The 7,526-nt window shown below is 35.9% G+C and carries 6 protein-coding genes and 4 tRNA genes; 8 read left to right on the top strand and 2 right to left on the bottom strand.

Annotated features, from left to right (window positions below; translation table 11 throughout):
- Positions 1-88: 88 nt before the first annotated feature.
- From RWM24_RS00850 to pcp, 5 genes are all read left to right on the top strand, one after another.
- Positions 89-162 (top strand) — tRNA-Met (locus RWM24_RS00850).
- A 3-nt stretch (positions 163-165) separates the two neighbouring features.
- A tRNA-Phe gene (locus RWM24_RS00845) sits at positions 166-238 on the top strand.
- A 20-nt stretch (positions 239-258) separates the two neighbouring features.
- Positions 259-329: transfer RNA gene (locus RWM24_RS00840), tRNA-Gly, on the top strand.
- 14 nt (positions 330-343) lie between these two features.
- Positions 344-415 (top strand) — tRNA-Glu (locus RWM24_RS00835).
- 59 nt (positions 416-474) lie between these two features.
- Positions 475-1,122, top strand: coding sequence for a pyroglutamyl-peptidase I (gene pcp, locus RWM24_RS00830; protein ID WP_314110672.1), 648 nt, complete (start codon positions 475-477; stop codon positions 1,120-1,122).
- Between the two features lie 48 nt (positions 1,123-1,170).
- Here the strand turns inward: pcp and RWM24_RS00825 are convergent, their stop codons facing one another.
- A complete protein-coding gene (locus RWM24_RS00825; RefSeq protein WP_314110670.1) occupies positions 1,171-2,658 on the bottom strand; it encodes a DUF1846 domain-containing protein in 1,488 nt (495 codons plus the stop codon).
- Positions 2,659-2,791: 133 nt separating this feature from the next.
- Here RWM24_RS00825 and RWM24_RS00820 point away from each other — a divergent pair, with 133 nt between their 5' ends.
- Together RWM24_RS00820 and RWM24_RS00815 are read left to right on the top strand one after the other, a co-directional pair.
- Positions 2,792-3,460, top strand: coding sequence for an excalibur calcium-binding domain-containing protein (locus RWM24_RS00820; protein ID WP_314110668.1), 669 nt, complete (start codon positions 2,792-2,794; stop codon positions 3,458-3,460).
- Between the two features lie 153 nt (positions 3,461-3,613).
- A complete protein-coding gene (locus tag RWM24_RS00815; protein WP_314110666.1) occupies positions 3,614-4,903 on the top strand; it encodes an Mbeg1-like protein in 1,290 nt (429 codons plus the stop codon).
- 23 nt (positions 4,904-4,926) lie between these two features.
- Here the strand turns inward: RWM24_RS00815 and RWM24_RS00810 are convergent, their stop codons facing one another.
- Positions 4,927-6,117, bottom strand: coding sequence for an acetyl-CoA C-acetyltransferase (locus RWM24_RS00810; protein ID WP_314110664.1), 1,191 nt, complete (start codon positions 6,115-6,117; stop codon positions 4,927-4,929).
- A 204-nt stretch (positions 6,118-6,321) separates the two neighbouring features.
- Between RWM24_RS00810 and RWM24_RS00805 the strand changes: the two genes are divergently transcribed.
- Positions 6,322-7,482: a hydroxymethylglutaryl-CoA synthase gene (locus RWM24_RS00805; RefSeq protein WP_314110662.1), complete on the top strand. Its 1,161-nt coding sequence runs from the start codon at positions 6,322-6,324 to the stop codon at positions 7,480-7,482.
- Positions 7,483-7,526 lie beyond the last annotated feature (44 nt).

The raw sequence follows: 7,526 nt of genomic DNA, 5'->3' as shown, positions 1-7,526 counted from the left end.
CCAAGTCCGGCTGAAGGGAACGGTCTTGAAAACCGTCAGGCGTGTAAAAGCGTGCGTGGGTTCGAATCCCACATCCTCCTTTTATTAACGCGGGATGGAGCAGCTCGGTAGCTCGTCGGGCTCATAACCCGAAGGTCGTAGGTTCAAATCCTGCTCCCGCAATAAGGCTCGGTAGCTCAGTTGGTAGAGCAATGGATTGAAGCTCCATGTGTCGGCGGTTCGATTCCGTCTCGCGCCATTTTTACTTATAGTATGTATGCGGGTGTAGTTTAGTGGTAAAACTACAGCCTTCCAAGCTGTTGTCGCGAGTTCGATTCTCGTCACCCGCTTTAAATTTAATACTGGCCCGTTGGTCAAGCGGTTAAGACACCGCCCTTTCACGGCGGTAACACGGGTTCGAGTCCCGTACGGGTCATCCTTAGCACTCTTGCGAGTGCTTTTTTTGTATTTATATCATAAAAGGAGAATGTTCAAATGAAAATTTTATTAACGGGTTTTGATCCATTTGGTGGAGAAAGTATTAATCCTTCTTGGGAAGTTGTTCGTCGTATTCCTAAAAAAATAAAAGATGTAGAAATAAAAGGAATTCAAATTCCTACGGTATTTCAGAAATCATTTGAAGTGTTAGAAAAAGAGATTGAAAGTTTCAATCCTGATGTTGTTATTTGTGTAGGACAAGCAGGAGGAAGACACGGGATTACTCCTGAACGTATTGCGATAAATATTGACGATGCACGTATTTCAGATAATGAGGAAAATCAACCCATTGATTTTCCAATTCAAAAAGATGGAGAAAGTGCGTATTTTTCAACATTACCAATTAAAGCTATGGTGGATAAGATGATTGCTGCTGGTTTTTCTGCTTCTGTTTCAAATACTGCTGGAACATTTGTATGTAATCATATTATGTATCAAGTACTGTATTATGCTTCAAAAAACTATCCTACGTTAAAAGCTGGATTTATTCATGTACCTTTCTTACCAGAACAAGTAAAAGATAAAAATCAATTTCCTTCTATGGAATTGGAAGAAATGGTTCATGCTCTAACGCTTTGTGTTGAAACGGTTATTGAATATCAAGATAAAGAGGATTTAAAAACAATTGGAGGAGCAATTCATTAATATAAAAAAACAGGATTGATGGGAGAGTCCGTCAATCCTGTTTTGTTTCTAATGGCTATAATAAAAACTATTTCCTGCAAAGGATGGTTCACTAGTAATGGTAATTCCTAAATCACGATAAATTTCTTCATCAGCTTTTTGTAAAATAACCGTACTATGTGCTTGTAAATTTCTTAAAAAGACTAATTGATTTTTTGCGGCTTCTGCAGATGGATTTGTAACAGCAGACATACTTAAAGCAATAAGTACTTCCTTACTATCGAGGGAGCGTCTTTGTTGATGGAACACATCTTGACTTAATTTTGTAATGGATTCAAGAATAACAGGAGGTAATAGATGTAAATCTTTTTGAATACCTGCTAATTCTTTAATCGCATTTAATAAGCAAGCTGCTCCTGCTGTCATCGTTTCGCTTTGTTTACCAGTAATCATTTTACCATTTGGTAATTCGATGGCAACGACTTCACTGTTGGATTCTTTAGCTTTACTTAATGCTGTTTCTACAACAGGACGATCTTGAGGGGTTAGCCCCATTTCATCCATAATGTATTTTCCCCGCTGTGCAGTTTCTAATGTACCAATTCCACGTTTGTAATCGCATTGTAAGTGATAGTATCTGCGAATTATTTCTTGTTTTGACGCTTCTTGTACGACTGCATCATCTGTAATGGCAAATCCAACACGGTTAACTCCCATATCTGTTGGTGAGTAATAAGGAATTTCTTGGTCTTTGTAAATTTTTCTTAAAATTCTTCTTAAAAGTGGGAATGCTTCAATATCACGATTGTAGTTAACAGTCGTAATACCGTATTTTTCCAAATGATATGGATCAATCATATTGACATCCTCTAAATCAGCTGTTGCAGCTTCATAGGCAATGTTAACAGGATGGTTTAATGGTAAATTCCATACAGGGAATGTTTCAAATTTTGCATAGCCTGCTGAACGACCTCTTTGAGTTTCATGATATAGTTGACTTAAACATGTTGCTAATTTTCCGCTATTAGCACCAGGTGCAGTTACAACGACTAATGGACGAGTAGTTTCAATGTATGCGTTGGCTCCGTATCCAGCATCACTGACTATTGTATCTACATCCATTGGATAGCCTTCTGTGTGGCCGTGAGTATAAACAGTCATTCCTCTACGTTCTAACATATTTTTGAATTGAGTTGCAGCTGGTTGACCAGTGTATCTTGTAATCAGTACGCTATTAATTTTTAAATCCCAGTGGTGCAAATCATCAATCATTCTTAAGACATCACGGTCATAAGTGATACCTAAATCTCCACGCACTTTATTTTGTTCGATATCCCCAGCATAAACACAAATAATAATTTCTGCTTGGTTTCTTAGTCGATAGAGTAGTTTCACTTTTCCATCTGGATCAAATCCAGGTAATACTCTCATTGCGTGAAAATCCCCAATGAGTTTACCACCAAATTCTAAATAGAGTTTGTCATAACTATTCACTCGCTCTAAAATATATTGACTTTGTTCTTCCAGGTATTTTTCGCTATCAAATCCTAATTGCATTTTTAACGCCCCCGTTTCACTATTTTCAAGTCCAAAGTATAGCACTCTCTTATAAAAAAAGGAAGGAAAAATTTTGCTTGTTCATCATTTATTTTGTGATATACTAAAATTGTTATATTAAGGAGGATGTAAAATGAAAAAAATTAGAGGTTTAGTGGTATTAAGTACCGCTGCAACATTGTTTGCTCTTAGTTTAGAACAAAAAGCAGAAGCTCGTGTGTATTTCCATAACTGTAAGGAAGCTTGGGCTGCTGGATATGGAAATATAGCGGTTGGTGAAGAAGGATATTCTAAACATTTAGATAGAGATCATGATGGTGTAGCATGTGAAATTAGTCGTTCTAAAGGTGCATATCGTTCTCATACAGCGGATGGAACACCATTAAATAAACAACAAGCAGCTTCTTCGTCTGAGGCTGATACAAATGATTCTGAAGAAACAACATTATCAGGATGGCAACAAAATAATGGAAATTGGTCTTATTATGAAGATAATAGTGCAGTAACTGACTGGAAAAAAATTAACGGTACATGGTATTATTTTGACGGAAATGGTGTTATGACTACTAATTGGCAAAAAGTGAGCGGAGCTTGGTACTATATGGATAATAGCGGAGCAATGCAAACAGATTGGAAGAAAATTAGTAACGCATGGTACTACTTCAATGCAGATGGTGTGATGCAAGAAAACCGTTGGGTGGGAGATTATTATTTAGGTTCATCTGGCGCAATGTTAGTGAATACTACAACACCAGATGGTTATCGTGTAGATGCATCTGGAAAATGGATTCAAGATAAATAATAGACAATAGACAATAGACTTTCTAAGGTAGTAAGGATGAGAGATTCATGAACATACTACAGTAGAAAGTCTTTTTAATGTTCTAATTTTGCATTTCTACAAAGGAGGTGCTACACTACTCAAAAGAGTACAAGTATCAGAAAGGAGCTTTTTATGGGAAATTTAATTACTTATGTACAGCAATACGAAGCTCAAACATTTCAAGAAAAATTAGTAACGGATATTGATATTTTAGTTTTAACAGAAATTGCCTATTTACCATTTGATGAAATTGTGTCTTCATCTTTTGAGGAAAAAACTGTAATTTCACTGAACCAGTTAGGAAAAGAATTTGAAACAATCAAAGAAAAAGAACACAAAAATAATCCTTTTATGATTACGAAAGAAAGAATTCAATTACTAGATGTTGTGTCTAAAAGTCCCCGTTTCAAAGATGTGAAAGTATTCGGATTTATGAATGATATTGATGATGAATTAACAAAACAATTTGCTGCAGTTTGTTATCAATGGGAAGAAGAAAGTCGATGGATTATTTTTAGAGGGACGGATGAAAGTTTAACAGGTTGGAAAGAAGACTTTATGATGACATATTCTGACTTGATTCCTGCACAAATAGATGCGATAGAGTATTTAAGAAAACAAGCAGAGTTTTTCTCAGGAAGTTTAAATATATCTGGACATTCTAAAGGTGGAAATCTTTCCTTATATGCAAGTGCCATGCAAGAAGAAGATATTCAACATCGAATACAGCAAATTTATTGTTGGGATGCTCCAGGGGTTCATCGTTCGATATTAAATACAGAAGGATATCAAAGAGTTGTTTCAAAAGCAAAAAGATACATTCCTCAAGATTCGATAGTAGGTTTAATGTTAGAATCACAAGTTCCGTATCATATTATTGAAAGTCAGGGAAGTGGGATTTCTCAGCATAGTGCTTTAATGTGGAATATTGAAGATGATCATTTTGTTGAATTAACTGAATTAACGAGAAATAGCCAATTAACGGATCAAACTTTTAAACAATGGACAGAAGAAGTTTCAGATGAAGATTTAAAACTCTTTTTTGATACATTTTTTGAATTAATTTTTGAAATGGGTGTAGAGACGGTTAATGATGTCTATTATAATTTTAGAATGTATATGCGACAGTTCTTCGAAAAAGCCTATCAAATGGATACTGAAAAACGAGAAATCTTACTAAGAGTTGGTCGATTATTATTCCAAATTCGATATGAAATATGGAAAGATACGTTGTCCATTTCAGTAGAACTTCCAACTTTAACATTACCGAGTGTAGAAGAATTAGTCGAAAGCTGGACAGGAGAACATCGAATCTCTGTTGCTTATCAGTCTACAGAAGAAAACGAAGAAATTCGACACTATTATCAAGAACGACAAAAACAAAAGAAATTTGAAATGAAACAAGCCAAGCATCCCGAGTAGATGCTTGGCTTATTTGTATATTGTTATTGTTCAATTTTTAAACTTAAGGCTACGCCCATTCCGCCACCAACACATAGAGAGGCAATTCCAGTTTGTAATTGACGTTGTTGTAAAGCATTTATTAATGTCACCACAATACGAGCACCTGAAGCCCCAATTGGATGTCCTAATGCGATAGCACCGCCGTGAACATTGACTTTTTCAGGATTAATGTTTAAGTCTTTGATGACTGCTAAACTTTGAGCAGCAAAAGCTTCATTCAATTCAAATAAATCCACTCGATCTAATGGGATATGCGTTCTTTGAATTAATTTTTCTATGGCAGGGGCTGGTCCAATTCCCATAATAGAAGGGTCGACTCCTGCTTCAGCATATCCTGTTAAAGTAGCTAAGATTGGCAAGTTTAAAGTATTGGCAACTTCTCGTGTTGTTAAAATTAAAGCGGCTGCTCCATCATTGATACCTGAAGAATTTCCGGCTGTTACAGTTCCATCTTTTTTAAAGGCAGGTCTTAATGAACCAAGAGATTCTACAGTTGTTTCTGGACGAATAAATTCATCTTTATTAATCGCTACGACTTGTTTTGTTTTTTTGTTCGTGATTTCAATAGGTGTAATTTCTTTATCAAAAGCGCCATTTTGTTGTGCTTGGTACGCTTTTTGTTGAGAGTGAGCTGCAAATTCATCTAATTGTTGACGAGAAAATCCGTATTTTTCAACTAGATTTTCAGCAGTAATACCCATTGCTTCATTTGAAAAAGCATCTGTTAAGCCATCGTGGAATAATGCATCAATCATCGTGCAATTTCCATTTTTAGTAGCAAATCGATTTGGGAGTAGATGTGGTGCTAAAGACATATTTTCCATTCCACCAGCTAATACAATTTTTGCATCGCCTAAGCGAATAGCTTGAGCTGCTAATAAAATAGATTTTAATCCAGAACCACAAACTTCGTTTACAGTTAAAGCTGTACTACTGTGAGGTAATCCTGAGTTTAAGGCAACTTGACGGGCAGGGTTTTGACCGAGTCCTGCTTGTAATACTTGCCCAAAAATGACTGTGTCGATTAAAGTTGGATCTATATTTCCTTTTTGAATGGCTGATTTTGCAGCTGCTGTACCTAATTCAACAGCACTGATAGAAGCGAATTGTCCTCCAAATTTTCCAATAGCTGTTCTAGTAGCGCTAATAATAACAATATCGTTTGAATTCATATCATTCTCCTTAAAATTTCATTTACTTTACTATTGTAATCGAAAGTTGCACAGAAACCTATTAAAATACTACATAAAAAAGTTAAAGTTTTTTTAAAATTATCGCTTTTAACGGGGATAATCGTTGTAGCTTTCGCCATTTTTTGCTACTATGGTACGTGCAGACTATTAGGATAGATACTTATTACATTAAGGGAGTTAGAAATGAATATCGGAATTGATAAAATTGGATTTTATACACCACCATTTGCCTTATCCATGGAGGATTTAGCAGTAGAACGTGGAGTAGAGCCAGCAAAATATACAGTAGGAATTGGGCAAAGCACTATGGCAGTAGCTCCTGTGACTCAAGATATTGTCACAATGGGCGCAAATGCAGCAATTGGAATTTTAGATGAAGCTGATAAAGAAGCCATTGATATGATTCTTGTAGGAACAGAAACAGGAATTGATCAATCAAAATCTGCAGCAGTCTATATTCAAAAATTATTAGGATTATCGAATCGAGTTCGTAGTGTGGAATTAAAACATGCGTGCTATGGAGCAACAGCTGCATTGCAATTAGCAAAAGGGCATATCGCTTTGAATCCAGAATCAAAAGTATTAGTCATTGCAAGTGATATTGCAAAATACGGCTTAAAAAGTGGTGGGGAACCAACACAAGGAGCAGGGGCAGTGGCAATGATTGTTTCAGCTGAACCTCGTTTACTTCGTTTAGAAGATGAAGCTAGCTTATTTACAGATGATGTAATGGATTTTTGGCGTCCAAATTATGAAGCCTATCCAATGGTAGATGGAAAATTCTCAAATGAACAATACATGCGTTTCTTTGCAGAAGTTTGGACGGATTATGCAACACAAACTGGAGCTACTTTTGCAGATTTAGAAGCGATTTGCTTCCACTTACCATATACTAAGATGGGATTAAAAGCTTTCAAACCATTTTTAGAAGCATTGCCAGAAGAAGAACAAGAACGATTAACGACTCGTTATCAAGAAAGTACAGCTTATAATCGTCATGTTGGAAATATTTATACAGGATCATTATTTTTAAGTTTTATTTCTTTAATTGAAACCAGTTCTGTATTAGTTGCAGGAGATCGTATTGGATTCTTTAGTTATGGCTCAGGAGCCGTTGGAGAGTTCTTCGTTGGAGAATTAGTGGAAGGCTTTGAAAAGCAATTGCGAGTAGAAGCTCACCAACAATTATTAGAGGATCGTAAACAAGTAACGGTTGAAGAATACGAAACATTATTTAGTCAAATGGTAGATGAAAGTGGCGAACAAACTTTCCAAGTGGAAGATGCTAGTCCATTTATTCTTTCAGGAGTTCATCAACATCAAAGACAATATCAAAAACAATAAATGGTACACGAAAAGACTTGGCTTCATTCAAGTCTTTTCTTTTT

Origin of the sequence: uncultured Granulicatella sp. (assembly GCF_963516875.1) — a bacterium.
Lineage (GTDB): Bacteria > Bacillota > Bacilli > Lactobacillales > Aerococcaceae > Granulicatella.
This window is presented reverse-complemented; position numbering and strand designations above follow the sequence as displayed.

Excerpts from the sequence above, each read along its gene's own strand:
- RWM24_RS00815 (WP_314110666.1), top strand. The coding sequence starts at position 3,614 with ATGGGAAATTTAATTACTTATGTACAGCAATACGAAGCTCAAACATTT.
- RWM24_RS00805 (WP_314110662.1), top strand. The coding sequence starts at position 6,322 with ATGAATATCGGAATTGATAAAATTGGATTTTATACACCACCATTTGCC.
- pcp (WP_314110672.1), top strand. The coding sequence starts at position 475 with ATGAAAATTTTATTAACGGGTTTTGATCCATTTGGTGGAGAAAGTATT.
- RWM24_RS00825 (WP_314110670.1), bottom strand. The coding sequence starts at position 2,658 with ATGCAATTAGGATTTGATAGCGAAAAATACCTGGAAGAACAAAGTCAA.
- RWM24_RS00810 (WP_314110664.1), bottom strand. The coding sequence starts at position 6,117 with ATGAATTCAAACGATATTGTTATTATTAGCGCTACTAGAACAGCTATT.
- RWM24_RS00820 (WP_314110668.1), top strand. The coding sequence starts at position 2,792 with ATGAAAAAAATTAGAGGTTTAGTGGTATTAAGTACCGCTGCAACATTG.